Source organism: Streptomyces phaeofaciens, assembly GCF_014648915.1.
GTDB classification, from domain to species: Bacteria; Actinomycetota; Actinomycetes; order Streptomycetales; family Streptomycetaceae; genus Streptomyces; species Streptomyces phaeofaciens.
In genome coordinates this window covers 1-23,020 of sequence record NZ_BMSA01000003.1, presented here as the reverse complement: position 1 = coordinate 23,020, position 23,020 = coordinate 1, and the positions used below count along the sequence as shown (strand labels likewise).

Below are 23,020 nucleotides of genomic sequence, written 5' to 3'. Positions count from 1 at the left end.
TGCGCGACAATGGGCCAATGCCCACGACCGCGCCCTCGAGCACCTCGACCCTGAAGATCGGCCCGCACCCCGTCCAGCCGCCCGTCGTGCTGGCCCCCATGGCCGGTATCACCAACGCGCCCTTCCGCACCCTGTGCCGGGAGTTCAGCGGAGGCAAGGGCCTGTTCGTGAGCGAGATGATCACGACCAGGGCGCTGGTCGAGCGCAACGAGAAGACCATGCAGCTGATCCACTTCGACGCGACCGAGAAGCCGCGCTCGATCCAGCTGTACGGCGTCGACCCGGCGACCGTCGGCAAGGCCGTCCGCATGATCGCGGAGGAGGACCTCGCCGACCACATCGACCTGAACTTCGGCTGCCCGGTCCCCAAGGTCACCCGCAAGGGCGGCGGCTCCGCCCTCCCCTACAAGCGCCCCCTGCTGCGCGCCATCCTGCGCGAGGCCGTCAGCGGCGCCGGGGACCTCCCGGTGACCATGAAGATGCGCAAGGGCATCGACGACGACCACATCACCTACCTCGACGCCGGCCGCATCGCCGTCGAGGAGGGCGTCACGGCCATCGCGCTCCACGGGCGCACGGCAGCCCAGCACTACGGCGGCACGGCGGACTGGGACGCGATCGCCCGGCTGAAGGAGCACGTCCCGGAGATCCCCGTGCTCGGCAACGGCGACATCTGGTGCGCCGAGGACGCGCTGCGCATGGTGCGGGAGACCGGCTGCGACGGCGTCGTCGTCGGACGCGGGTGCCTGGGCCGGCCGTGGCTGTTCGCCGACCTGGTGGCGGCCTTCGAGGGGCGTACGGCCTTCGCGCGGCCGACCCTGCGCGAGGTCGCCGACGTCATGGTCCGCCACGCCGGCCTGCTCGGCGAGTGGATCGGCGACGAGTCCCGGGGCGTCATCGACTTCCGCAAGCACGTCGCCTGGTACCTGAAGGGCTTCGCGGTCGGCTCCGAGATGCGCAAGCGGCTCGCGATCACCTCCTCGCTGGAGGAACTCCGTTCCGGACTGGACGAGTTGGACCTCGACCAGGCCTGGCCCGCCGGCGCCGACGGGCCCCGCGGCCGCACGTCCGGCAACAACCGGGTGGTGCTGCCGGACGGCTGGCTGAAGGACCCCTACGACTGCGCGGGCGTGAGCGAGGACGCGGAGCTGGACACCTCCGGCGGCTGAACTCCCCCGCAGGGCCCGGCCGCCGGCCCCCCCCCGGGGCTCAGCCGGCGGTCGGATGCGGGGTCGAGCCGTACGCCGTCAGGAAGCGGTCGCGGAACGAACTCATCTTCCACACCGGGGCGTTGTGCGCCGGCTTCAGGCCGTCCGTCCAGTTCCAGCCGGCGATCTTGTCGAGGACCTTCGGGTCCTTGGCGACGATCGAGATCGGCACGTCCCGGCTGGCGTTCTGGCCGCTGACCCGCGAGATCGGCTGGTGGTCGCCGAGGAAGACCAGGACTGTGTCCTCGCTGCCGTAGCGCTCCAGCCACTCGGTGAGCGCCGTCACCGAGTACTGGACCGACTTGCCGTACTCCTCCTTGGACTTGGTGGAGTCGGCGATGATGTCGGACGCCTTCTTGCCGGCCTCCTGGATGCCCTGGAAGACCGAGCCGTCGCCGACCTCGTCCCAGCCGACCATCGTCGGGATCGGCGCCCACGGCTGGTGGCTGGAGGTCAGGATGATCTCCGACATCAGCGGCTTGTCGCGCTGCTTGCCGTGCACCCGCTTCTGGAACGCCTCCAGCGCGTACTGGTCCGGCATGGTCGACCAGCTGAACTTCGGCCCCTGGTAGCCCAGCTGGAACGCGTTGTAGACCTTGTCGAGGCCGTAGAACTCCGCCTCCGGCCAGGCCTTCTGCACGCCCGGCATGACCCCGACCGTGTCCCAGGCGCCCGTCTTCTGGAACGCCTTGGTGAGGGAGAGGTGGTCGCTGGCCATCACCGTGCGGTAGCGCTGCTGGTTGTCCACCCACAGGCCGGACAGGGTGGTGGAGTGCCCGAGCCAGCTGCTGCCGCCGTACGTCGCCGAGGTCAGCCAGCCGCTCTTCGCGTGGAAGCCGGCCTTCGCGAGGGCCTCGGTGCGCGTGTCGAGGGTGCTGTCCACGCCGGGCGCGATGATCGGGTCCTCGACGGCACTGCGGCCGTAGCTCTCGATGAAGGCGAAGACCATGTCCTTGCCGCGCAGGTCGGGCACGAGCTCCGCGGGCGGCGTGTCGCCGAAGGTGTCGCTCCGGGCGATCTTCGCGAACGCGGCCTCGTCCCGCAGGGTCTCGCGCACCTGCCGGGCCTCGGAGGTGAGCCGGTTCGCCACCCGGTCGGAGGCGACCGGGATCCCCGCGTACTGGAGGCCGATCACCGAGCAGGTGATCCACGCGGTGCCGGCGATCAGCGTGCCCCGGGTCGCCCGCCGGGTGTCGCGCACCAGGATGTTGCTCAGCCGCACCGTCGCCAGCGCCATCAGGGCCACCACGAGGACGACCAGCAGGACGACCCCGATCGCCGCGGCGGCCGCGACCGTCCCGCCCATCGAGTCGGCGACGTACGACTGGGCGTCGTCCAGCAGCCCCCAGTCCAGGACGAGGTTGAAGTCGCGGCCCAGATACTCCAGGAAACCCATGTCGAGCAGATTCAGCACGGTCAGCGCACCGAGCACCGTCCCGCCGAGCGCCGCCAGTGCCACCCGCGGCCGGCGCGGCAGCGCCAGCAGCACGGCCGCCCCGATGATCGCCTCACCCGGAATCCGCACGAACCGGTTCAGCTGGAGCGCGGCCATCCGGTTCGGCAGCAGCAACGCCCCGAGCACGAACACCAGCGACAACACGGTCACCGTCCACCACAGCACCCGGGCGGCCCGGGGGTGCCGACCGCGCCAGGCCCGCCGATGCGCGAGCCGCGCACGGAAGCCGCGGGGGGCGGGGGCGTCGACCTCGGGCTCGGGGCCGGGGCCAGGGTCGGGCTGGGAGGCGTCGGCGGTGGCGGTGGCGGTCCCGGGCTCGGTCCCGGGCTCGGCCTCGACCGCAGGCTCGGTGTCGGTGTCGGTGGCGGTGTGGGTGTGGGTCTTGGTGTCGGCGGCCTCGGCCTCGGCCTCGGACGGCGCGGCGGCCGTGACGGTGGCCTCGGGGTCGGACTCCTCGCCGGCCCCGTCGGCCTCCGGCTTCCCGGTGGGCGCCTCGGCCCCGGCTTCCACCGAGGGGCCCTCGGCCTCGCCGGCGTCCGCCGCGTCCCCGGCCTCCCCGGCCTCCCCCGCGTCCCTGGCCTCCCCGGCGTCCCCGGCCTCCCCGGTGTCCACCGTGTCCCCGGCGTCCGCCGCCGTCACCGATTTCCCGGCGTCCACGGGTTCCCCGGAGCCCACGGCGTCGCCTTCGGGTTGTTCCGATTCAGGCAGTTGGTGAGAGCGAGTGGAGACAGGCACCCGAGGGTCCTTCCGTACGAAGCCCGGTGGTTCGGCGGATCCGGCATCGGACGTCGGATCCGCCTCAGTTTCGTACGGCCTGCCCCCGCCCCGCGTTCAGCCCCCTCGTCCAGTGCTCGGCAAACACCGTGCAAACGTCACGCCAAGCGGCACGCCGGGCGTGCCGTCACGCACCCCCGACCGCCGTGAGCAGCGCCAACGGGGCCGCCGCCGCCCGGGACTCCCGCACACACGCGTGCGGGTACGGCACCGGTTCCGCGTGGGTGTCGCGGCCGTAGCCCGCGAGCACCTCGGGGAGGCGGTGCCCGGTGGCCGTCGCCGCGTCGACCAGGGCGTGGGCGACCTGCCGGGCCTCGTCGTGCAGCCCGTAGCGGGCGAGGCCGAGGGTGATCAGCGCGTTGTCGTGCGGCCAGACCGAACCCCGGTGGTACGACAGCGGGTGGTACGCCGGCTGCCCGGAGGCCAGCGTGCGCACGCCCCAGCCGGAGAAGAAGTCCGGTTCGAGGAGACGCCGGCCGACGACCTCGCCGTACTCCTTGTCCAGCAGACCGGACCACAGCAGGTGCCCGGCGTCGGAGGCCAGCGCGTCGACCTGGCGGCCCTCGCCGTCCAGCGCGAGCGCGGGGAACGAGCGCTCCCGCACCCAGAAGTCCCGCTGGAACCGGTCGCGCAGGTCCGCGGCCGCCTGCTCCAGCAGCGCGGCGTACGTCTCGTCGCCCCACGCCGTGCGGGACAGCCACGCCGTGCGCCGCAGCGCGTCGTACGCGTACCCCTGGGCCCCCGCCGCCATGACCGCTCCGGTGGCGCGGGTGCCGTCCGCGGAGCAGATGGCGCCGGGGGAGTCCTTCCAGTTCTGGTTGGCGAGGCCGCCCTGGTCGGCGCGGTAGACGAGATAGCCGCGCGAGGTGAGCCCGCCGTGGTCGAGCATCCAGCCGACGGCCGCGCGGGCGTTGCGCTCCAGACGGCGGGCCGTCGCCGTGTCGCCGGTCCGCTCGGTGTACGCGCCGAGCAGGACCAGGAAGAGCGGGGTCGCGTCCACCGAGCCGTAGTAGCGCCCGTAGGGGACCTGCCCGAAGTGGGCCAGCTCCCCGTGCCGTACCTCGTGGACGATCTTGCCGGGCTGGGACACCGCCTGCGGACCGGTCTCGGTGGCCTGGGTGGCGGCGAGCGCCGTGAGGGTGGCGGCGGCGAGCCCCGGGCGGTAGGGGAGCGCGAAGAGAGAGGTGAGGAGGGCGTCGCGGCCGAGCAGGGTCAGGAACCAGGGCGCTCCGGCGGCCGGGACGCGGAGTTCCTCGCCGTCCGGACCGCTCGCGTGGACCTGGAGCGCTGCCAGGTCGGCCAGCCCCCGGGCGCAGGCGGCCGCCAGTTCGGGCCAGCCGGTCGGGAAGGCCACGCCTTCCACGAACTCCCCCTCCTGCGCAAGCAGCTTTTCGGCCAATGCCGAGGGGGAGCGCGGTACCCGCAGCGCCCGCTTCTCGCCGTGCGGCCGCGCCATCACCCGAAGGATCAGTTCGGCGGAGCCGTGCGGGGCGAGTTCCAGTTTCCAGACCAGGCGCCGGGCGCCGGTGCCGGTCTCCTCGACGGCGTCCGGGGCGGGCTCGGCCGTCACCGTCGTACAGGACTTCCACTCGCCGCGCCGGTAGGTGAACTCCACACCGTCCTCGAGCACCTGGCGGCCGCGCACGGCGCCCGTCTTGGTGTACGTACGGTGGTCGGAGCGCAGCTCGAACTGATCGGCGAAGTCGGCGTCGACGGTGACCGCGAGCCGGACCGTCGTCGCCACCGGACGGTTGCCGACCACCCGCAGCGACTCCACGAACGAGCTGTCGCCGACGGCCTGCTCACGGAAGACCGTGCAGGCCGGCGGCTCGTTGCGGCCGCCGCGCGGGACGAGCACACAGCGCGCGGTGTCGCCGTCCGCGACCGGCGCCAGCGCCTCCGGCACGGCGCCGTCCACCGTCAGCTGCCAGCGGCTGAGGTGGCGCGCGTCCCGCACGAACAATCCCTCGGGGGAAGAACCGGCGCCCCGTACGCCGCTGATGTCCCCGTGGTCGCCCACGGCGGCGAACGTCCCGCCGTACACGAGCAGATGATGCCGGTCCGTCATCGCCGGTCCCCTCCCTTGGTTCCCGTGCTCGAAGTGGTGTCGTGGTGGAGCAGGTCGAGCGTGAGCGCGGCGGTCCAGCTGAAGCCGGTCGCGCCGCACGCCTCGCCGGTGAACGGGTCGACGTACTCGGCGAAGTCCGAGGCGAGCGCGGTGCCGAGGACGGCCTCGCGCAGCGCGTCCGCGTCCTGGAGCCGGCCGTGCAGCCGCAGGCCCCGCTCGATCAGCCAGCCCGTGTTGAACCAGGCCGGGCCGCGCCAGTAGCGGTGCGGGTCGAAGGCCTCGCCGAGCAGGTCGTAGCTGGGGACGAGCCGGGTGGCCGTACCGACCCCGAAGTGCGGGCCGCGCAGGGTCCGTACGACGGCCGCGACCACGTCACGCGGCAGGCCGGGCAGGATCAGCGGGACGAGTCCGGAGACCCCGCGTTCCCGGATCAGCCCGCCGCCGCGCAGGTCCCGGCAGAGGAACATGCCCTCGTCCGGGTCCCACAGCCGGTCCACCAGCGCGGACGTCAGCCGCTCCGCGCGCGCGTGGCGGGCCGTGGCCTGGGCCCCCAGCTCGTGGGCGATCCGCGCGAGGGCGTGCTCGGAGGCGATGAGCAGCGCGTTGAAGGCGGGGTCCTCGACGGCGAATCCACCCGCCCCTCGCCCATGGGCGTCCTCGCCCCGGGCCCGGTGGGCCGCCCCCCGGTCCGCGCCGTCGGCGTAGCCGCCGTCCCGGTAGTCGGCCGCCAGCCGCACGTACCGCCCGTAGTCCAGGTCCGTCGGCCGGTCGTCGGCGGCCCCGTGGTCGAGGTCGGCGCGGCGGAAGGAGCGGGCCGGGGCCGGGGTGATCCGGGCGAGCGGCGCGTCCCACGCGGGAGCGTTGTCCATCCCCTGCTCCCACGGGTGGACGACGGACACCAGTCCGCCGCCGCCGAGGTCCCGCCGGTGCAGCAGATAGCGGTGCCAGGCGGCCAGCCGGGGGTAGACCTTGGCGAGGAAGCCGCGGGCCCGGGACAGTCCCGGATCGGCGCGGTGCACCAGCCAGGCCGCCAGCGCGTGCACCGGTGGCTGCACGATGCCGGAGGTCTGTACGGTGCGCGGGGCGCCCGCAGCGCGCCCCGCGGTCGAGGAGCGCCAGAAGTCGGGGCTCGGAAAGTACGCGTCGTGCGGTACGGAGGGGTTGAAGACGATGTGCGGGACGCGTCCGTCGCCCCACTGGGCGTCCAGCAGCGTCTCCAGCTCCTGCTGCGCCCGGCGCGGCGAGACGTGCCGCAGGCCGATCGCGATGAACGCGGAGTCCCAGGACCACTGGTGCGGGTACAGACCGCGTGAGGGCACCGTCGATGTGCCCGTCCAGTTGCGCTCCAGCACCTCCGCCGCCCTGACGTGCGGCGAACCCGGCGGAGCCGCCGGATCGTATACGACGGTGTGCTCCGTCGGGCGGGCGATGAGCTGGGCGGTGCGATCCACTCGGGGCTCCCCGAAGACGACAGTGCCGCTCGGTTCGGCAGCGGCTACCGTAGGGTTACGTCTATTTAACACGCAAAACTCAATATGTAATGCAAGCTTGAGAAACACAAGGGGGTGCGCATGACGGGACGGGGACAGGCCAGCTCCGGAGATCTGCTCGAACTGGTACGCACGGGACGGGCGACGACACGCGGTGCGCTCCAGCAGGCCACCGGCCTGTCCCGGGCGACCGTCGGCCAGCGCCTGGACCGTCTCTTCCGGGCGGGCTGGCTGCGCGAGGGGGCCGGCGGCCCGGTCGACTCCCCGCTGGGCGGCCGTCCCTCCATCACCCTGGAGTTCGACGACGCCCACGCGGTGCTGCTGGCCGCCGACCTGGACACCCGGCACGCGCGGGCTGCCGTCCTGACGCTGACCGGCGAGATCCTCGCCGAGCACTCCGGCACGCTGGTCGTCGAGGACGGCCCGGACGCCGTGCTGGGCGAGCTGGGCGGCTGGTTCGCCGAGCTGCTGGAGAAGGCCGGCCACCGCGCCGAGGAGGTCGGCGGCATAGGCCTCGCCGTCCCCGGCCCGGTCGACAACGAGACCGGCCGGGTCGTCCAGCCGCCGATCATGCCGGGCTGGGACGGCTACGACATAAGGGGCCGCCTCGCGAGAGCCTTCGCCGAGCGCACCGGCCGGGCGACGAAGGTCCCGGTCCTGGTCGACAACGACGCCAACCTCATGGCGTACGGCGAACAGCGCGCCGGACATCCCGACTGCTCGGCGTTCGTGCTGGTCAAGGTGTCCACCGGCATCGGCGCCGGGGTCGTGGTCGACGGCTCGGTCTTCCGGGGCATCGACGGCGGCGCCGGGGACATCGGGCACATCCGGGTCCCCGAGGGCGCGGACTCCCTGTGCCGCTGCGGGTCGTACGGCTGCCTCGCGGCCGTGGCCAGCGGCGGCGCGGTGGCCCGGAAGCTGACCGAGGCCGGGATACGGGCCGCCTCCGGCTCGGACGTACGGGACCTGCTCGCCTCCGGGCATCCGGAGGCGGCCGCGCTGGCCCGCGAGGCCGGGCGCAGGGTCGGGGACGTACTGGCGACGGTGGTGACGCTGCTCAACCCCGGCGTGCTGATGATCGCCGGGGATCTGGCCGGGACCCCCTTCCTCACCGGTGTGCGCGAGCTGCTCTACCAGCGGGCGCTGCCGCGCTCCACCGCCCGGCTGGACGTGGTGACCTCCCGGCTGGGGGAGCGGGCCGCGCTGGTGGGAGCGGGTGCGATGGTCGTGGAGCACCTGTACGCGCCGGAGCGGGTGGAGGAGCGGTTGCTGGCGCTGGGGGTCTGAGGGACGCTCGTGTGGCAGCCGTGTTTCGTCCGGGGAGACGCGCTGTGACCTGTCTCGGGACCCGTCCGCATGGTGACATCGGGGCGCCGACCGAAGCGTGATTCTCGCCACCCCTGAGGGGGGCATTGCTCAGATGAGCGGATCAAGAGCGACTGCACGACATCAAGGGGTGGCACTCGGTGCCACCCCTTGATCGTTCATCGATCGAAATCAGATGTACCCCTATGCTGCTCATGTGAGCGCTTTCGGGGGTCTGTCAGGGTGACTGTGTTCAAGAAGTGAAAACATCGGCGGCTCTGCGCTTGCCAAGCTTTGACTTTCGATCCGGTGGCGGACGATTGGTTACAGGCGCATGACGCACAAGTGGACGTACCCAGGCGCCTTCGATCTGGGTATGTTCCTGGCCGTCAGGGCAGCCACCGCGTCCTCGAGGAGTCGAGACCCGTGTCGGAAAACAAAGATCTTCAGGTAGCCGATCAGGCCGCGAGCGTTGAGGACGTGAAGTTCGTTTACGACTTCACCGAGGGCAACAAGGACCTCAAGGACCTCCTCGGTGGCAAGGGCGCGAACCTCGCCGAGATGACCAACCTGGGCCTCCCCGTCCCTCCCGGCTTCACGATCACCACCGAGGCCTGCAAGGTCTACCTCGACAGCGGCGAGGAGCCCGCGGCACTGCGTGACGAGGTGAGTGCACACCTCGTCGCCCTCGAAGAGCGCATGGGCAAGAAGCTCGGCCAGGCCGACGACCCGCTGCTGGTCTCCGTCCGCTCCGGCGCGAAGTTCTCCATGCCCGGCATGATGGACACGGTCCTGAACATCGGCCTCTCCGACAAGTCGGTCCAGGGCCTGGCCGCCCAGGCCGGCGACGACCGCTTCGCCTGGGACTCCTACCGCCGCCTCATCCAGATGTTCGGCAAGACCGTCCTCGGCGTCGACGGCGAGCTGTTCGAGGACGCGCTGGACGCGGCGAAGACGGCGAAGAAGGTCGCCGTCGACACCGAACTGGAGGCGGCCGACCTCAAGAAGCTGGTCACCAAGTTCAAGAGGATCGTCAAGGCCGAGGCCGGCCGGGACTTCCCGCAGGACGCGCGCGAGCAGATGGACCTCGCCATCCACGCGGTCTTCGACTCCTGGAACACCGACCGCGCCAAGCTCTACCGCCGCCAGGAGCGCATCCCGGGCGACCTGGGCACCGCCGTCAACGTCTGCTCCATGGTCTTCGGCAACCTCGGCCCCGACTCGGGCACCGGCGTCGCCTTCACCCGGGACCCCGCCTCCGGCCACCAGGGCGTCTACGGCGACTACCTCCAGAACGCCCAGGGCGAGGACGTCGTCGCGGGCATCCGCAACACCGTCCCGCTCGCCGAGCTGGAGCAGATCGACAAGAAGTCGTACGACCAGCTGCTCGGGATCATGGAGACGCTGGAGAACCACTACAAGGACCTCTGCGACATCGAGTTCACCATCGAGCGCGGCCAGCTGTGGATGCTCCAGACCCGCGTGGGCAAGCGGACCGCCGGCGCGGCCTTCCGCATCGCCACCCAGCTCGTCGACCAGGGCCTCATCGACGAGACCGAGGCGCTCCAGCGAGTGACCGGCGCCCAGCTCGCCCAGCTGATGTTCCCCCGCTTCGACGAAGACGCGAAGGTGGAGAAGGTCGGCCGGGGCATCGCCGCCTCGCCGGGCGCGGCGGTCGGCAAGGCCGTCTTCGACTCCTACACCGCCGTCAAGTGGTCCCGCTCCGGCGAGAAGGTCATCCTCGTCCGCCGCGAGACCAACCCCGACGACCTCGACGGCATGATCGCGGCCGAGGGCATCCTCACCTCGCGCGGCGGCAAGACCTCCCACGCGGCCGTCGTCGCGCGCGGCATGGGCAAGACCTGCGTGTGCGGCGCGGAGGAGCTCGAGGTCGACACCAAGCGCCGCCGGATGACCGTCCCGGGCGGCCACGTGGTCGAGGAGGGCGACGTCATCTCCATCGACGGCTCCTCCGGCAAGGTCTACCTGGGCGAGGTCCCGGTCGTCCCGTCCCCGGTGGTGGAGTACTTCGAGGGCCGGATGCACGCCGGCGCCGACGACGCCGACGAACTGGTCGAGGCCGTCCACCGCATCATGGCCTTCGCCGACCGCAAGCGCCGGCTGCGCGTGCGCGCCAACGCCGACAACGCCGAGGACGCGCTGCGCGCCCGCCGCTTCGGCGCCCAGGGCATCGGCCTGTGCCGCACCGAGCACATGTTCCTCGGCGACCGCCGCGAACTCGTGGAGCGCCTGATCCTCGCCGACACCGACGAGGAGCGCGAGGAGTCCCTGAAGCAGCTGCTGCCGCTCCAGAAGAAGGACTTCGTCGAGCTCTTCGAGGCGATGGACGGCCTCCCGGTCACGGTCCGCCTGCTGGACCCGCCGCTGCACGAGTTCCTCCCCGACATCACCGAGCTGTCGGTCCGGGTCGCGCTCGCGGAGGCCCGCAAGGACGCCAACGAGAACGACCTGCGCCTGCTCCAGGCGGTCCACCGCCTGCACGAGGCGAACCCGATGCTGGGCCTGCGCGGCGTACGCCTCGGCCTGGTCATCCCCGGCCTCTTCACCATGCAGGTCCGGGCGATCGCCGAAGCGGCGGCGGAACGCAAGAACGCCAAGGGCGACCCCCGCGCGGAGATCATGATCCCGCTGGTGGGCACGGTCCAGGAACTGGAGATCGTGCGCGAGGAGGCCGACGAGGTCATCGCCGAGGTCGAGGCGGCGACGGGCGTGGCGCTCAAGCTGGCGATCGGCACGATGATCGAACTGCCGCGCGCCGCACTGACCGCCGGTCAGATCGCGGAGGCGGCGGAGTTCTTCAGCTTCGGCACGAACGACCTCACGCAGACGGTGTGGGGCTTCAGCCGGGACGACGTCGAGGCCTCCTTCTTCACCGCCTACCTCGAGAAGGGCATCTTCGGAGTCTCCCCCTTCGAGACGATCGACAAGGACGGCGTCGGCTCCCTGGTGAAGGCGGCGGCGGAGGCCGGCCGCCGCACCCGCCCCGACCTGAAGCTGGGCGTCTGCGGCGAACACGGCGGCGACCCGGAGTCCGTCCACTTCTTCCACGAGGTGGGACTCGACTACGTCTCCTGCTCCCCCTTCCGCATCCCGGTGGCCCGCCTGGAGGCGGGCCGGGCGGCTACGCAGTCGACGGGAAGCGACCACCGCTGAACCTTGAGGGGATCGGCGCCTCCCGCCGATCCCCTCCGGGCGATCGGCGGGAGTGCTGATCGCTTCGGGTGATCGGCGCCGACCGCCGATCCCCTCTGGCCCCGGAGCCGCCGCTGGTCCCCGACCCTCACCGATCGGCGGCGGCTCCGGACCGCAAGAGGAGGGCGGCACCCTGTGCGGGGGTGCCGCCCTCTCATGCATCATCTGCGAAGACTGTCAAGCTAAGTCGCTGACCAGGCGAAACGGCGTTTGCTGGCGTTGGTTGCCGTTGGGCTCGTCTGAAGCCGTTGTGCCCTCGTTGTGCCCTCCCAGCGCGGTTGAGTCCCGTCATGCGCCGGCACCGAAGGCGAGGCCAGCAGATTTACAGCGGGCTGCCTCCGCCCTAGTTGACCTGGGGCTACGGGTGACTGGGGTCAGTTCGGGGGACGTCTGGGGAAACTGGCTCGCAGTAGCCCCCTCGGCACAGCCAGCCGACGGATTGCCGATCCTGATACTGCACCTCTACCTGGCGCCCGCAGGGAGGGTGGCCCTAGCGACCGCCCGACCGAACGCTCCGCAATCTCAAGCTCCCACGGCGAGGCATACCACGGGGTAGCTCGTCCCGGTCTTGGAAGCTGAAGTCACCACCAGCTGGACTCACTCTATGGGACGTTCTGACACCTGAATCGCTCGGGAAGTAGGATGCTTCCCTTCGCCGATGTGACCCAAGCACACCGATGAGGCAACCGGTTTTCGTCCGCTGCGAGGCTTCGGTAACGGCTTGCGCAACGGTGTTGGCAACGCCTCGTTGAGCGGGTGAGACTGAGGCAAGGCAGCGGGCTGAAAGCATGAGGGGTGACGTGCATGAGCGACTTGCTAGCAGCTGTCGGAACGGCGCAGACCAACATTGATCGACTTGCGCAGCCTGACCAGCTGCGTGCCGCTGTGGAGCAGGTCACGAAAGTTGCGCACGCCTTCGGAGCGCAAACGGTGATCGCGGCTAGTCCCGTAGCAGAGCGCCTGGTAAGCGCCGTACTCCTTGCGTCCGATGACCTAATGGGTCTCATTGGCGGTGGAAGCACAGGATCCAAAGTGTTGATCATCGACGTAAACCTTGCCAGCGGCACCTCTGTCGCGAAAGCTGCCCGAACAGCGCGTCACGCCGGCGCTAACCACATTCGGGCGGCCGTGCTACACCAGGTAACAGACGTCGCTGCTGCTGCCGCTGATTGCGGCGTAGACGAACTCGTTGTACTCAACGAAACTCACACTACTTCCTGGCAAGCTGGCGGCCGCACCACTGACTCAGGACTCTGATGGCAAGGCAACAATTCCTGCCGAGGCAGCCTCAGGGTGCTTCGCGTCAAGATGCTCCCCACAAGCCAAGGCATCAGCCTTGCTCATTCCAAGCGCGATTCCCACCTCCCTGCCAGTGCACAGCATGACATTCCGCACCTTCTGTTCGTTACACACGTAGGCCAACGCACCCTCAATCATGAGACGGTGTCGCGGCCCTGCTGCTCTACTGGCCCTCGTTGGAATATCTGCGATGCGCACTACCACAATCTCCGGCTTAAGTCCAGAGAGTTTGCTCAGGAACTTGCGACCAAGATCAATTACTTGATCGGCGATCTCTTTCTCGGCCGTCTTGATCTCGCAGGACTCCACGAAACTCGGCTCCTCTCGCCCCCCTTCAAGGAGGACGAGACTGACTACGGGCTTGCCCGGCGTCGGAAAGCCAACGCTCACTCCCAGCACCAACATGACAAGCACTATAGGGTGTTGGTCATGTCTGCACTCCCGGCCGCGCAAGCCGGCGACCGAATCGACGGCCGATACCAGGTACTTGGACGCCTCGGCAGCGGCTCAACCGGCGATGTCTTCCGCGTCGCGGACGATCACCTGGGAAACGAGGTGGCGCTCAAGCTGCTAACCCCTAAGCAGAATGAGCCTGCCACGTGGGACGAGGCGCAGGTTCTTGAGCGTCTGCGCAGTCCCTATCTCCTTCGAGTACTCAACGCAGACCTCGTGGATGACACAGACATTCGATATATCACCACGCCCGTGATCACTGGTGGCGATCTTGAAGATGTAGCAGACGGCTTCGGAGTGGACTCTCTATCTGCGGTTCGCTGGGGAGAGCACTTGGGCTACGGGTTGGATCGCATGCACAGGGAGGGCTTGCTGCATCGCGATGTGAAGCCCGGCAACGCTTACTTGGATGACAACGGCGACGTGCTACTAGGCGATCTGGGTATGGCAGCCGCGATGGATGCCGACGGCAAAACTTCGGCAAATGGCTCGTACGCTACCGTTGCACCCGAAGTTGTATCTCCGGAGAATCCTGGATGCTCGATTGCCACGGATATCTACTCTCTGGCGGCAACCGTCTTCTATCTGCTCACCGGCCACTATCCTACCGGCCCACGCAGCATAAAGAATGAAGACAGAAGACAGAAGATCCTTGCCGGGGAATTCTTGGACCTACGCTCTCTCGCCCCACACGTATCGCCTAGTGTGGCCCGAACAGTAGAACAGGGAATGTCCCTCGACCCGGCTCAGCGACCCAAGAGTGCGCAGGATTTCGCCAATCAACTTGCTTCTTGTTCCCACTACCCTCGCCCCTGGCGACGCATCCATTCCCATCAAGGGCATGAAGCGTGTTTCCTTGGTGGCGCCACGAAAACCGCATTGGGTGTAGAGGTCTGCGCCGTCCGCGAGAAGTCTGGCAAGTTCGCAGTCCAGGTTCAGCTCTCAACGGGGCGACGGGGAAGGCAGCACGAAAAGAATGATTTGACACCTTCGCAACTTCTAACTGAACTGCGGAAGGCGATGAAGAAACTTTAAGGGCCGCTCTAAGTAAATTAGAGTGCCGAAATCACGGCCGCAGGATCGCCGTGGTACGTGAGATGCGTTTCGTTTGCCCCAGGGGGAACGAAGCGGGCGCGGTAGCGCTGAAGGTCGCTCTCAGAAAAGTAGATCGAGTTCGGATCGTCAGCGTGGAACTCGTTGCGCTTGTTGATTCTCGACCAGAGTTCGTCATGGCTTGCTTCGAGATAGACCAGCAGCGGAGTGGCGCCGGCGTCGGTCGCGATGGTTCGCCACAGGGCGCGGTCGTCCGGCGTCCAGAAGCCGTGGTCGACCACGACATCACGCCCCGCCTGAAGCAGTTCGCGCAGTTCAACTGCGACATCCTCAAGGACCGGCCGTTCAAGGACGGGGAAGGTGCCCCGCGGGAAGTCGACTCCGTAGACGCCATGTCGGCGGTACATCTCTTCGTCCGGGCACAGCCGTACGAACCCACGATCTGTGAGGGCGCGGGAAAGGGTGGTCTTGCCGGAGCCGGGGAGCCCGGCCATTAGGACGCAGAACGGTGGGCGTGGTGACATCGGTCTCGTCATGGTCTGGGAGATGGTGGCCATCTCCGCTTCGGCTTCGAGCGTGATTGTGCCAGCCCTGTGGGCCGCAAGAAATGACCCTAGGCGCTCTTCGGGCACCTTCGCGAGCGTGTCATCCACGACCGTCACGAGGAGACCTCCGACTCCGTGCGCCATGTGCGGCCAGGGCCCCCGAGGTCCACGCCGTACTCCACGATGTTGCCCTCGGTGTCGACGAACTTTGCTGTCATCACGACCACCGGTTCTGCTGGCGGGTTTTCGGGATCCAGCTCCAAGAGACGCACATACTCCGGCGTGAGCAGGCGGGCAGAGGCGGTGTCGATGCGGTGGCTGATCGGGTGGCCGGTCACTTGGGCAATGAGCTGGAGTGATGTTCCACCTGTCAGGCGCTCACTCGCCGCCAGTTGGGGAATCAGCTTCCCGTACCGGGCGGGAATCCATGACGTGCTGTGGGCCACGATGCCGTGCCGGTCTCGGTAGACCCGGCTTCGGCGGATCACATCGGAGCCGGGCTTGATGTCCAGCGCCTGGGCCACTTCGGCGGGTGCGGGCACCACGGCGGCCTGATGCGAGTCGGACCTTTCGCCCGCTCCCCAACTGGACCCGGTACGGCGCCCTCGGTCCTGGCGCTGGGCTCCCGAAGACATCGGAGCCGGCTGGTCCAGAACCTCTGTCCCGATTCCGTGAATCCCTCGGACAAGACCCTCGTTGCGCAGCTTGCGCAGCGCCTTCTCAGCCGTCGCGGTGCTCACTCTCCACTCTTCCGCGAGGTTCTTGATGCTCGGCAAGAGCGTTCCCGGCTCTAGCTGACCAGAGGTAATCAACTCCGTGTAGTGGGCGGCAATCTTCGCGTACGGGGCCCGATTGTCGGCCTGGCCTGCCATGTCGCCTGCTCCCTGTCGTCACATCCCTGAGGTTCCCTACCTTACCGCTTGACACCGCAGGGAACCCTAACAGCGTGAACACGAAGCCCGCCTTGCCGCGGAAGCAGCGGAGCGCGAGGAGCGCCGGCGGCGGGAGGAGCGCGAGGAGCGGGCAGCGCACGAGGCTGCTGACCGCGAGGAGCGTGAACGCCGTGAACGCGAGCGTGAACAGCGCGAGCGTGATCGTGAACACGCTGAACGCGAGGCGGCCGAACGGGTAGCGAGGGAGGCCCGTGAGCGTGCGGAAGCCGCCCGCCGTGAGCACGCCGCGCTGCTGGATGGTCCGCCCGTGAACACCAAGCTGCCCGAGGACCACGCGCGGCGGATCGTCGCCGCCGCGGTGGCCGAGGGCGTGTCGGTGCGGCGCGCGGCCGATCTGTGCGGCTGGTCCGTCGGGTGGGTCTCCGCTCGCTACGTCGAGTACCGCGAACCGGGCCAGGGTGGCGCAGAACTCGCGATCGTGAGTCACGGATGAGCGCCTTACCGGTCTACCCCTGGCGCCTGGCGCCGGACGGGTTGGCCACCCGCCGTCAGCTTCGTGCGAAGGGACTGCGGCCGGGTGGCCAGGATGTGGTCGCGCAGATCGAGCGGCCCCGCTACCGGCGCGGCCCGCTGGTCGCCTACCTCTACAGCGTCGACGGCGCCAAGCCTGTACGACCCATGACGCCGGCCAAGCAGGCGGCACTGGACAAGGCAAACGCCGCGCGCCGCACCTGCCCGCAGTGCCGTCGGGACACCGGCTACGTCATCCCGGCCGAACTCGGCATGTGCGTGCCCTGCACCTACCCCGACGACCAGGCCGCGGCCTGACTCACCTGCACAGCACCTTCAACCATCCTCCGATCAAGGAGCTTCGCTGTGTCCAGTCGTACCCGTGCCGGCGGCCCGAAGAGGGCCGTGCACACCGTCCAGATCCCGCGTCAGCGCGGGCGCCGCGGCGCGCAGCCGTTCGTGATCGTCGTCCCCGAGTCGCCGTCCCTGGCCCGTGAGGCGGCCGGCTTCATCGGCCGCGCCGTCTGGAAGGGACGGCGGGCGCTCGCCCCGACCGGCCTCGCGCTGGTCGCCCTCGCCGTCACGGGCCTGTTGCACGTCTTGGGCTGGTGGACCGGCCTGGTCCTAGCCCCGCTCGCTGCGGCGCCGGGGGCGTGGCTGTGGTTCCTCCAGGTCCGCCGGCCCGGCCGCGGCACGGTCGCCCTGTGGCGCGCCGGCCTGGCCCTGCTCGCCACCCTCACCGCCGCCTGGGCGGCACTCGCGGCCGGCTTCGGCCCGCTCGCCGGGCCGTTAGAGCTGGTCTGGCTGCTCATGTGGATCACTGCACAGACCGCCTGGCTCATCGTCCGCCGCACGCACTGATCAGGGAGACAGCCTGATGGCAGACAGCCGAAGCTCCGCCGGCCGGGTCCGCGACTTCGCCACGCGGCAGGCGGACCAGCCGTTCACCCGCCCGCGCCCGCGCCGTGACGGCGCGGACAAGCCCAACAAGTTCGCCAACGCTGGCGCCGCCGCGGGCGGGTTCGTCGGCGCGCTGGGCGGCTCGTTCGTCCCGCCGATCAACGTCACCGTCAACAACACCAAGACCCCCGCCCGCGGCGGTGGGGGTGGGGGTCGGCCGCATGCTGAGGCGCTGCTGCCGTCGCCGGAGTTCGGCTCGCCGGCGCAGGTGCGGCAGTACTGCAACACCCTGCGCGCCGCGGCCGTGACTCTGTCCATCGAGGTGTCCATGGGCGCCGAAATCATGAAGGGCGTCCTGGCCGCGGTCCCCGACCCGCAGGGCCGCACGTTCGGCTCCCGGATCCGGGCCGCGAAGGTGGCGCGCAAGATGCAGCGCTCCGCGGACGCCCTGCGGGACGCGGCGAAGAACGCCGCCGCCTGCTACTCGACGTTCCAGCAGGAGTTCGAGGAGGAGATCAACCGCGTCCGTCACCGTGCCCGCAAGCCGCAGCAGCCGGTCATGAACTGGCACCAGCAGTAAGGAGACCCGCCGCATGACCAGGAACAACCGCCGCAACGTCACCGATCTTCTGGACGACGGCCGGACCATGGCCACCTACGCCGTGCCCGACGGGTCGTCGGGCGGGAGCGTCCGCGCGTACCTGCTGCACCGGGCCAAGCCGCACTTGCCCCCGTGGATCGGGTGGGCCGGTACCGGCCTGGCCGGGGCGCTGGGGAACTGGCGGTGGGAGGGCAGCGCCGGCGCCGGGGTCGGCCTCACCCTCGCCTCTGTCGCCCTCACCGGGGCGACGTGGTGGGCGGGGAAGTCGACCAGCCCCCAGCGTCGGTTGCACTCCGCCGTCACCGTCGCCGCCGGCTCCGCGTGGGTCACCGCGGCCTGCCTCGCCGGACCCACCGCCGGGCCGATCGACGACATGTTCCTGATGGGCGGGCCCGTGGCGGCGCTGTCGTGGAACGTTCGCATGGTCCTGCGCCACACCCCCGATGGCGCCGCCAGCGGCAGTGCCGATGGCGGGCTGTTGGAGAAGGTGGGGTTGGCGCGGGCGCAGATCGGCGCCGCCAAGGTGGAGCCGAACCGGGTCACCGCCCCGCTCGCCGTGGTGGCGGGCGAGCAGACCAACGACGACGTGACGAAGGCGCTGGCCCGGATCGCGTCCGCGCTGGACCTGCCGACGTCCGCCGTCCGCTACACCCCGGACGCCGGATCCTCCCGCCGCGGCGAGCTGGTCATCGTCCCCGAGGACATGCTCGCGGAGGAAGTGGAGTGGGAAGGGCCGTCGAATCTGGGGGGTTCGATCGCCGAACCGCTGGTCATCGGCCGCTACGACGACGGATCCCTGCTCGTGATCTGGCTGCCGGGCGACCCGGACGCGGGCCGTAACTCCACCCATGTGCTGGTAGCCGGCGGCACCGGATCCGGCAAGGGCGACACCGCCCTGAATCTCCAGACGGAGATCCTGTCCCGGCGGGACGTCATCGTGTGGTTCTCCGACCCCAAGGCGTTCCAGGACTTCGCCCCGCTCCGCCCCGGTCTGGACTGGGCGGCCGAGGGCGGCACGGACACCGAGGTGATGGTGGAGGCGGTCAAGGCCGTCATTCCCGCCCGTACCCGCTGGCTGGGCGCCCACGGCTACCGCCAGTGGGTACCGGCCGCCGCGCAGCAGCAGAACGACCCCGCCCACTCCTGCCAGAGCGGGCGGGCGTGCGGCTGCGTAGGGATGCCGTTCCTGGTCGCCTGGTTCGAGGAGGCCGCCAACACTCTGCGCGCGCTCGGCGACGACGCGTTCACCGGGATCGCGCAGGAAGCCCGCTCCGCGGGTATCTCGCTGATCGTGTCGCTTCAGCGGCCCTCCTACGACCAGATGTCCACCTCCACCCGGGCCTCCCTGCCGTCCGTGATCGCGCTCGGCTGCGACCCCCGCGACGAAGGGTTCTCCCTCCCCGAAACGGTGCTGGACGCGGGCGCCCACCCCGGGGCGTGGGGCAACCGGCGCCCCGGCTACTGCTACGTCGTCTCTCCCGGCATCCCTGAGGACCGCTACCCCTCCCCGGGCCGCACCCGCCGCTTCACCGCCCGCGCCGTGCCCGTCATGGAACAGCTCGCCGCATGGGCCCAGCGCAACGGCGCGACCGCCGACCCCATCACCGCCGGCGCCGCCACCAGCGTGGCCGGCCGCGCCTACACCGGCCGCACCACCGCCGACGGCGCCCCGCAGCCGGCTGCGCTGCGGGCCGTCCAGGAGGAGGACGACATGGAGGCGTACGGCGGCGGGCTGCTGGTCGACCCCGAGGACGCCGGCATCGACCCCGACGCCGAACTCCCCGACGCCGAGGACGGCGACGACGCCCCGATCTTCGGACGCGAGCAGGGGCGCAAGCCGTCCCCGGACGAAGCGCGGGAACTGTTCGCGCGGGCGCTGGCCGAGTTCGAGACGGCCGGGCAGATGGTCGTGGGGCCGGTCGACTTCACCGACTGGTGCGACCGCAACCACCTCTCCCGCTCCTGGGTGTCCCTGCGCCTCAAGGAAGCCGCGACGGACGGCCGCCTGGAAGCGACGAACACCACCGGACGGTGGCGCATCGTGCCCACCCTTGCCGCGGCCTAACACCCCTGACACCCGTAACACCGTTACGGGCCCCTCACACCCAAACCCCTAGGCAGACCCGCTGTTACGCGCCCTCACGCCGGCCCGTAACACCCCACTCACGCGCGCCTAACACCCACCCGCACGGGCCCGCGCCCTCCCACGGCGCGGGCCCGCGGCACACCCCTGCGGAGGCATCTGCCATGCCCCACCCCAACCAGCCGGCGGCCATCGAGGTACACCAGCCGCAGCCGCTCACCCACCCGCCCAGCACCCCGCTCGCTGTGCAGCAGCCGGCGCACGTCCCCGCCGTGGCGAGCGTCGTCCTGCCCGACGGGCGGGTCGTCACCGGCTACGCCGTCAGCCCCGTGCAGCCCGAACCGGTCGCCACGCGGCCGGCCGTGTCCCGGACGGCGGTGAACGTCGCCCTCGGGGGCGTCGGGTTCCTCGCCGTCTGCGGCGGACTGCTGATGCTCACCACGTTCATCACCGCGCTGGCCGCGCTGGTCACCCAGCTCATCACCCTCGCCGCCGTCATCTTCGGCGGATGGATCGCCGTGCAGATCTTCAGCAGCAACCGCCACGGCGGCGGGACCACGGTCAACATCCGCAAGGCCGTCATCAAGCGCAACAAGTTCTACGGCTGAAAGGAGCCCGCACCGATGCGACTGCGTATCAAGGTCGACGACTGGCCGCGCCGAGCGCTGGTCCTCACCGACACCCCTCACCCTCACTGCCCGGACTGCCGGGGCGAGGGCGGCACCGAGCACCCCTACTGCGACCACACCGGCGAGTACGCCGGCACCGATTGGGATGTCTGCCCCTGCTGGGACGACACCCGCCGCCTGGTCCTCCTGCCCCTGCCCCGGTGGCGGCGCCGCCGCGGCGACGACCGCGACCCGTGGGGCCCCGCCGGCTACAGCGACGAACCCCCCTTCTAGCCCCAAGCGGAGGAACAGCCGTGCCCGAACAGTGGCCCACCCCCGAGCAGGCATACGCCGACGTCCCGAGCATCCTCAGCGAGATCAGCTGGGTGGCCCGCACCCTCGCTGCCACCCCGTGCCTCGCACCGCTGGACCGCGAGTACTACCTGCGCAAGGCCGCCCTGCTCGACCGCGTCGCCCTCGCCGACCCCGACGACGGCGACGCCACCGCGGCCGCGTACGCGGCCGCGGTGCAGCTGCTCGACGTCGACCCGCCGGCCGTGATCTGCGACCCGCGCGCCTACGTCCGCCAGCAGTACGCCCACCTTCGCTCTGGCGCGCGGGGGACCCGTGCCGCCCGCGGCGGCTACGGCTGGTTGTAGGCGAGCGGCCAGCCGGCGAACCCGCCGTCCTCGGTCTGGTAGACCAGCTCCACGTACTCCTCGCCGAGGAGATCCTTCACATCCTCGGTGGGCTCGCTCGGCAGCAGCACAGCGACGCGCAGTTCCTTGCGCCCGGGGATGTGGCGGCGGTAGTCCGCCAACTGGCCAATCGCCATGCGGACGTTGGCGCGGGTCGTCAGTCCCTTGGCCTCATACAGCGCGTGGTCCGTCGCGTCGTACAGGTCCGGCGTCAGGGCCCCGGGCTCGCCCTTGATGGTGATCTGGAAGCTGTGGGTTTCATGGCCCGCCGCCGTCAGGTGCGCCACGAACGCCTTGACCAGCTCGCCTTCACGGCGCAGCACCTTGCGCTGGCCGGCGGGAATGTCCGCAACCGTCTCCGCGGTGCTGTGCTGCTCGGTCTTCTTGACCTGCGCACCGCTCTGCTTCGGCAGCGTGACGGGCTCCGCCACCTCCACCACGGGTTCGGTGATCTCGACGTCCGACTTCGCCGCGGCCGGCATCCGGTCGGCTTCCGTCCATGCCGGCGTGGTTCCCTCAGCCGGCCGGAACCGGAAGACCAGGACATCGCGCATCACGCCGTCCCGGCCGGGCCCGCGGCGAACTTCGTAGGGCGTGATGGGGTCCACCACCATCTGCCCGATGTAGCGCTGCTGCATCGCCCCGCTACCCGGCACCTTGCCGTGAGCGACGAACAGATGCACCTCACGGCCCTTCTCGGCGTGAGTCAGCAGCGAGCCGTTACGGCCGGAAGGCTTCTGATCTCCCTTGGCACCGGCGCCGGTGTACAGGTACAGCGGCCCGAACTCGTCGTCCTCGGCCCGCCCATCGAAGGTGTAGCCGTACTCCTCGCCCGCGGACGGGTCGGAGTACACGAACACCTTGCCCGCATCATCGGCCGGCTCGATGCCCTGGAACGTGCCACAGCCGTAGGCCGCCGCGATCGCATCGCGCGTCGTCAACCTACCCGGCACAAGATCAACGGTCGTCGTCATGCCGCGACCTTAACCACCCCCACTGACACCCCGCCGCCCGATTTCCCGGAGCCAGGCGAAAGGGCGACCCCCCTTCCGGCAAGAACGCGGGGCCGCCCTCATCACCCAGCACCCTTCACAGGACTGGAGACATCAAGCATGACCCAACTCATCAGCATCCGGCGAGCTCCCGCCTTATCTGCCCTCGCGCTGGGGGTGGCCGCGTGACCACCCCCGCCCTGCTGGCCACCGCGCTCACGCTGGCCGCACGCGCCGTGCCTGTTCTGCCACTGCGGGCGGGCAAGGTGCCGTTCGGTAACTGCCCCAACTGCGCCGCCAACGCGTGCGGTGGACGGCCGAACATGAAGAGTGCTGGCCCCTGCCACTGCCCCGACGTCTGCCACGCCTGGGCCGCCGCCACCACCGACGCAGCCACCCTCACCTCCCCGCGGTGGGCGTCCGCGTGGCGCCGCGCCGGCGCCGTCGCCTACCACCCCGGCGGCGCCGGGCTCACCGTGGTCGACCTGGACGACGCGGCAGCCGTCGACTGGGCCCGCCAGAGCCTGCCCGCGACCCGCACCGTGCCGACAACTAGGGGGCAGCACTGGATCTACCAGGGCGCGACGCGGTCGGCGAACCACGTGCGCCCCGGGGTCGACGTCAAGTCGTCCATGGCCTACGCCCGGTGGCTCGGTCCCGGCAGCGGCCGCATGGCCGAGCTGCCGGATGCGGTGCGGGCGCTGGTCGTGAAGGAGCCTGCCGCGGTCCGGCCGGCGCCCCATGCCATCGCCGTACCCGCCCTGGCCGGTGGCGGGGAGTGCCGCCACCGAACGCCCACCTATCTGGACCGCGGCATCGCCATGGCCGTGCAGCGCATCGGCGAGGCCCGCGGCGCGGTGCACGCGACCGT

The 23,020-nt window shown here is 70.4% G+C and carries 19 protein-coding genes and 1 pseudogene; 13 read left to right on the top strand and 7 right to left on the bottom strand.

Annotation, left to right across the window (positions count from 1 at the left end; translation table 11 throughout):
- Positions 1-17 precede the first annotated feature (17 nt).
- Positions 18-1,169, top strand: coding sequence for a tRNA dihydrouridine synthase DusB (gene dusB / locus IE275_RS07065; protein WP_189708814.1), 1,152 nt, complete (start codon positions 18-20; stop codon positions 1,167-1,169).
- Between the two features lie 40 nt (positions 1,170-1,209).
- On the opposite strand, the gene IE275_RS07060 is transcribed toward dusB, so the two are convergent.
- From IE275_RS07060 to IE275_RS07050, 3 genes are all read right to left on the bottom strand, one after another.
- Positions 1,210-3,339 carry an alkaline phosphatase family protein gene (locus IE275_RS07060; RefSeq protein ID WP_229870145.1) on the bottom strand — a complete coding sequence of 710 codons (2,130 nt, stop codon included), beginning with the start codon at positions 3,337-3,339 and terminating at the stop codon, positions 1,210-1,212.
- A gap of 226 nt (positions 3,340-3,565) precedes the next feature.
- Positions 3,566-5,506 (bottom strand): amylo-alpha-1,6-glucosidase, encoded by a 1,941-nt coding sequence (locus IE275_RS07055; RefSeq protein WP_189708811.1) that lies wholly within the window; start codon positions 5,504-5,506, stop codon positions 3,566-3,568.
- Positions 5,503-6,957, bottom strand: coding sequence for an MGH1-like glycoside hydrolase domain-containing protein (locus IE275_RS07050; RefSeq protein WP_189708809.1), 1,455 nt, complete (start codon positions 6,955-6,957; stop codon positions 5,503-5,505). The genes IE275_RS07055 and IE275_RS07050 overlap by 4 nt, the downstream gene beginning before the upstream one ends.
- 120 nt (positions 6,958-7,077) lie before the next feature.
- On the opposite strand from IE275_RS07050, the gene IE275_RS07045 reads away from it, so the two are divergent.
- Both IE275_RS07045 and ppdK read left to right on the top strand, forming a co-directional pair.
- The gene (locus tag IE275_RS07045) at positions 7,078-8,283 is read left to right on the top strand and encodes an ROK family transcriptional regulator (protein WP_189708807.1); all 1,206 of its coding nucleotides are present in this window, start codon (positions 7,078-7,080) and stop codon (positions 8,281-8,283) included.
- A gap of 444 nt (positions 8,284-8,727) precedes the next feature.
- Positions 8,728-11,475, top strand: a complete 2,748-nt coding sequence (ppdK, locus tag IE275_RS07040) for a pyruvate, phosphate dikinase (protein ID WP_189708805.1) — start codon at positions 8,728-8,730, stop codon at positions 11,473-11,475.
- Positions 11,476-12,759: 1,284 nt separating this feature from the next.
- Here the strand turns inward: ppdK and IE275_RS07035 are convergent.
- The gene (locus IE275_RS07035; protein WP_189708803.1) at positions 12,760-13,218 is read right to left on the bottom strand and encodes a hypothetical protein; all 459 of its coding nucleotides are present in this window, start codon (positions 13,216-13,218) and stop codon (positions 12,760-12,762) included.
- A gap of 24 nt (positions 13,219-13,242) precedes the next feature.
- Here IE275_RS07035 and IE275_RS07030 point away from each other — a divergent pair, with 24 nt between their 5' ends.
- Positions 13,243-14,301 (top strand): serine/threonine-protein kinase, encoded by a 1,059-nt coding sequence (locus IE275_RS07030; RefSeq protein WP_189708801.1) that lies wholly within the window; start codon positions 13,243-13,245, stop codon positions 14,299-14,301.
- Between the two features lie 17 nt (positions 14,302-14,318).
- Here the strand turns inward: IE275_RS07030 and IE275_RS07025 are convergent, their stop codons facing one another.
- Together IE275_RS07025 and IE275_RS07020 are read right to left on the bottom strand one after the other, a co-directional pair.
- Complete coding sequence (locus tag IE275_RS07025; protein ID WP_229870144.1) at positions 14,319-14,981, bottom strand: P-loop nucleotide/nucleoside kinase family protein; 663 nt, start codon at positions 14,979-14,981, stop codon at positions 14,319-14,321.
- Positions 14,978-15,736 (bottom strand): GntR family transcriptional regulator, encoded by a 759-nt coding sequence (locus tag IE275_RS07020; protein ID WP_189708798.1) that lies wholly within the window; start codon positions 15,734-15,736, stop codon positions 14,978-14,980. Before IE275_RS07020 ends, IE275_RS07025 begins: the two co-directional genes overlap by 4 nt.
- Before the next feature lie 70 nt (positions 15,737-15,806).
- On the opposite strand from IE275_RS07020, the pseudogene IE275_RS45820 reads away from it, so the two are divergent.
- The 8 genes and pseudogenes from IE275_RS45820 to IE275_RS06980 form a co-directional block, all read left to right on the top strand.
- Positions 15,807-16,250: pseudogene (locus IE275_RS45820) on the top strand (DUF2637 domain-containing protein); the annotation flags it as partial.
- A complete protein-coding gene (locus tag IE275_RS07010) occupies positions 16,247-16,585 on the top strand; it encodes an RRQRL motif-containing zinc-binding protein (RefSeq protein WP_189708794.1) in 339 nt (112 codons plus the stop codon). The pseudogene IE275_RS45820 and the gene IE275_RS07010, both read left to right, overlap by 4 nt.
- Before the next feature lie 48 nt (positions 16,586-16,633).
- Complete coding sequence (locus tag IE275_RS07005; RefSeq protein ID WP_189708792.1) at positions 16,634-17,128, top strand: hypothetical protein; 495 nt, start codon at positions 16,634-16,636, stop codon at positions 17,126-17,128.
- Positions 17,129-17,144: 16 nt separating this feature from the next.
- Positions 17,145-17,747, top strand: a complete 603-nt coding sequence (gene traA / locus IE275_RS07000; protein WP_189708790.1) for a plasmid transfer protein TraA — start codon at positions 17,145-17,147, stop codon at positions 17,745-17,747.
- A 67-nt stretch (positions 17,748-17,814) separates the two neighbouring features.
- Positions 17,815-19,833, top strand: a complete 2,019-nt coding sequence (gene traB, locus IE275_RS06995; protein WP_229870165.1) for a plasmid transfer protein TraB — start codon at positions 17,815-17,817, stop codon at positions 19,831-19,833.
- Positions 19,834-20,015: 182 nt separating this feature from the next.
- Positions 20,016-20,459 carry a hypothetical protein gene (locus tag IE275_RS06990; RefSeq protein ID WP_189708786.1) on the top strand — a complete coding sequence of 148 codons (444 nt, stop codon included), beginning with the start codon at positions 20,016-20,018 and terminating at the stop codon, positions 20,457-20,459.
- A gap of 15 nt (positions 20,460-20,474) precedes the next feature.
- Positions 20,475-20,753 carry a hypothetical protein gene (locus IE275_RS06985; protein ID WP_189708784.1) on the top strand — a complete coding sequence of 93 codons (279 nt, stop codon included), beginning with the start codon at positions 20,475-20,477 and terminating at the stop codon, positions 20,751-20,753.
- A 20-nt stretch (positions 20,754-20,773) separates the two neighbouring features.
- Positions 20,774-21,118 carry a hypothetical protein gene (locus IE275_RS06980; protein ID WP_189708782.1) on the top strand — a complete coding sequence of 115 codons (345 nt, stop codon included), beginning with the start codon at positions 20,774-20,776 and terminating at the stop codon, positions 21,116-21,118.
- Here IE275_RS06980 and IE275_RS06975 read toward each other — a convergent pair.
- Positions 21,103-22,131: an SRA domain-containing endonuclease gene (locus IE275_RS06975; RefSeq protein ID WP_189708779.1), complete on the bottom strand. Its 1,029-nt coding sequence runs from the start codon at positions 22,129-22,131 to the stop codon at positions 21,103-21,105. The two genes, IE275_RS06980 and IE275_RS06975, sit on opposite strands and share 16 nt — an antisense overlap.
- 203 nt (positions 22,132-22,334) lie before the next feature.
- Between IE275_RS06975 and IE275_RS06970 the strand changes: the two genes are divergently transcribed.
- Positions 22,335-23,020, top strand: a 686-nt coding sequence (locus IE275_RS06970) for a bifunctional DNA primase/polymerase (RefSeq protein WP_189708777.1), incomplete at its 3' end; no start/stop codon positions are given.

What these genes read in the sequence shown, in the direction of transcription:
- IE275_RS07055 (WP_189708811.1), bottom strand. Translation starts at nt 5,506, where the DNA reads ATGACGGACCGGCATCATCTGCTCGTGTACGGCGGGACGTTCGCCGCC.
- IE275_RS07045 (WP_189708807.1), top strand. Translation starts at nt 7,078, where the DNA reads ATGACGGGACGGGGACAGGCCAGCTCCGGAGATCTGCTCGAACTGGTA.
- IE275_RS06975 (WP_189708779.1), bottom strand. Translation starts at nt 22,131, where the DNA reads ATGACGACGACCGTTGATCTTGTGCCGGGTAGGTTGACGACGCGCGAT.
- dusB (WP_189708814.1), top strand. Translation starts at nt 18, where the DNA reads ATGCCCACGACCGCGCCCTCGAGCACCTCGACCCTGAAGATCGGCCCG.
- IE275_RS07030 (WP_189708801.1), top strand. Translation starts at nt 13,243, where the DNA reads ATGTCTGCACTCCCGGCCGCGCAAGCCGGCGACCGAATCGACGGCCGA.
- traA (WP_189708790.1), top strand. Translation starts at nt 17,145, where the DNA reads ATGGCAGACAGCCGAAGCTCCGCCGGCCGGGTCCGCGACTTCGCCACG.
- IE275_RS07035 (WP_189708803.1), bottom strand. Translation starts at nt 13,218, where the DNA reads ATGTTGGTGCTGGGAGTGAGCGTTGGCTTTCCGACGCCGGGCAAGCCC.
- IE275_RS07020 (WP_189708798.1), bottom strand. Translation starts at nt 15,736, where the DNA reads ATGGCAGGCCAGGCCGACAATCGGGCCCCGTACGCGAAGATTGCCGCC.
- traB (WP_229870165.1), top strand. Translation starts at nt 17,815, where the DNA reads ATGGCCACCTACGCCGTGCCCGACGGGTCGTCGGGCGGGAGCGTCCGC.
- IE275_RS06990 (WP_189708786.1), top strand. Translation starts at nt 20,016, where the DNA reads ATGCCCCACCCCAACCAGCCGGCGGCCATCGAGGTACACCAGCCGCAG.
- IE275_RS06985 (WP_189708784.1), top strand. Translation starts at nt 20,475, where the DNA reads ATGCGACTGCGTATCAAGGTCGACGACTGGCCGCGCCGAGCGCTGGTC.
- IE275_RS07010 (WP_189708794.1), top strand. Translation starts at nt 16,247, where the DNA reads ATGAGCGCCTTACCGGTCTACCCCTGGCGCCTGGCGCCGGACGGGTTG.